The 1,623-nt window shown below is 48.6% G+C and carries 2 protein-coding genes; both read right to left on the minus strand.

The annotated features are described in order from the left end of the window. Positions 1 to 128: 128 nt before the first annotated feature. On the minus strand, positions 129 to 875 hold the full coding sequence (locus OCU21_RS11215) for an alpha/beta hydrolase (RefSeq protein WP_261807484.1): 747 nt from the start codon (positions 873 to 875) through the stop codon (positions 129 to 131). A 96-nt stretch (positions 876 to 971) separates the two neighbouring features. Continuing rightward, the gene (secG, locus tag OCU21_RS11220; protein ID WP_261807485.1) at positions 972 to 1,208 is read right to left on the minus strand and encodes a preprotein translocase subunit SecG; all 237 of its coding nucleotides are present in this window, start codon (positions 1,206 to 1,208) and stop codon (positions 972 to 974) included. Between the last annotated feature and the right edge of the window lie 415 nt (positions 1,209 to 1,623).

The following is a 1,623-nucleotide window of genomic DNA, read 5'->3' on the forward strand; positions in this document are numbered from 1 at the left end:
CTTTTGCGGATTGGCTTCAAACGATGCCCACTGCGTTCCAGCCACGACAAACGCCCTGAGGCGGTTGCGTCACCACCAAACCCAACACACCTGCAGTCAAGCGTAGAAGCAAACACAGAGACGGGATGTTACAGACCCGCCAAAAAAGTCAAAATATCCTGCTCCAACTGACGATGTGCCGAATTGACCGTCAAAACATGTCCCGCCTCAGGATAGCAATGAAAATCCACTAATGCTGCTGGCAATGCCATCTGTAAGCGCGGACCCGCCTGGGGATCGATCAATTGATCGGCACCACCCTGAGCAACAAAAAATGGGTTGGTAGCTGCAGTTAGTTCTGCTTGTAACGTCGTAATGAACGCCTGCACCTCCGCTAACTGCTGCGGCAATAATTCTTGGATTTTTTTTAGACGAGTCGCCACGTGATCGGCCGGAAGTCCAGTTAGTTGATAAATTTTACGCGCGTAGTTTAGAAACTCGGGACCGATCCGTGAAAAATCAGTGGTCATGATTGGGGCGCTGATCGTACCACCGGCGCAAACACTTGGCTGTTCAAGAACGGCTTTGGTGGCGAAAACCCCGCCTAAGGATAGACCAAAAACTGCTAAGCGTTGATAGCCATGCTCCTGCAAAAAGGCCAGGCCACGTTGAGTATCGGCCCACCAAGCTGCGGGACTGCCCTGAGTCAAAATATCCAAAGGTTCAGCAGTCACATGACCCGTCAAATGGGGCACATTCACGCCGTAACCGGCGCGGTTCAATGCTTGAGCCAATAAACGCATGTCACTAGAACTGCCTGTATAAGCATGTAACAGCAAAACACCGATCGTTTTAGTTCCAGCCAAATAAAGTGGCTGTGGCCATTTCTTCACCATGGGTACTCCTTTAACTGACCGGGCCTTGCCCAAGTCACCGCACTGTCAAAACACTAATAAAAAGGCCCCTGCTGATCGCAGGAGCCTGACCATCGATTAATGTGAGGACAAGTAAACCAAGATGAGCGCTAACACGAAAAAGAGCACACCGAGAACCGCGGTGACCCGCTCCATGACTGCCTCAAAGCCACGCTTCTTAGTTTGACCAAAGAGTTCGCCGCCCCCGCCAGACAAGGCGTTCAAGGCATCTTGTTGCTTAGATGGTTGCATCATGACTGCGATAACGATCGCGATCGAGTCAATGATCAGTAAAATCTGAATAATATTATACACGTCGTTGCCTCCGGACAAATTCCTGTAATTCTTACTCATACCACTCTATCATAGATGGCCCAACATTTCCAGCAAAACTTGATCTAGCGTACAAGCCGACCGATCCGCGTCCAAGCAATCATCGCGCCATTATTTGGAGAGCAGGTCTTACTTTCAGAACCATCGTGAAACCAAACCGACAGTCAGTTGCGCGATACTTTTCGGCCGACTGATCCGCCACTCGCCTGACGGAATGATGTTAGACGCATTGACTCTTCAGGATTTTTATTGACTAGAAGATTTTGCAAAACTAAGCGTGATCAAGTTTCTCTTGCGAATAATTTTTTCGAATCAAAGTAGTTGGCGTAAAGTTTAAGTGGGTGGAATTGTTGAAGATAAAAAGGGAGCGATTCCCTTTATGCTAGAATAGTAATTG

The sequence above is a fragment of the Lapidilactobacillus luobeiensis genome (genome assembly GCF_024345205.1).
Taxonomy (GTDB): domain Bacteria; phylum Bacillota; class Bacilli; order Lactobacillales; family Lactobacillaceae; genus Lapidilactobacillus; species Lapidilactobacillus luobeiensis.

Excerpts from the sequence above, each read along its gene's own strand:
- OCU21_RS11215 (WP_261807484.1), bottom strand. The coding sequence starts at position 875 with ATGGTGAAGAAATGGCCACAGCCACTTTATTTGGCTGGAACTAAAACG.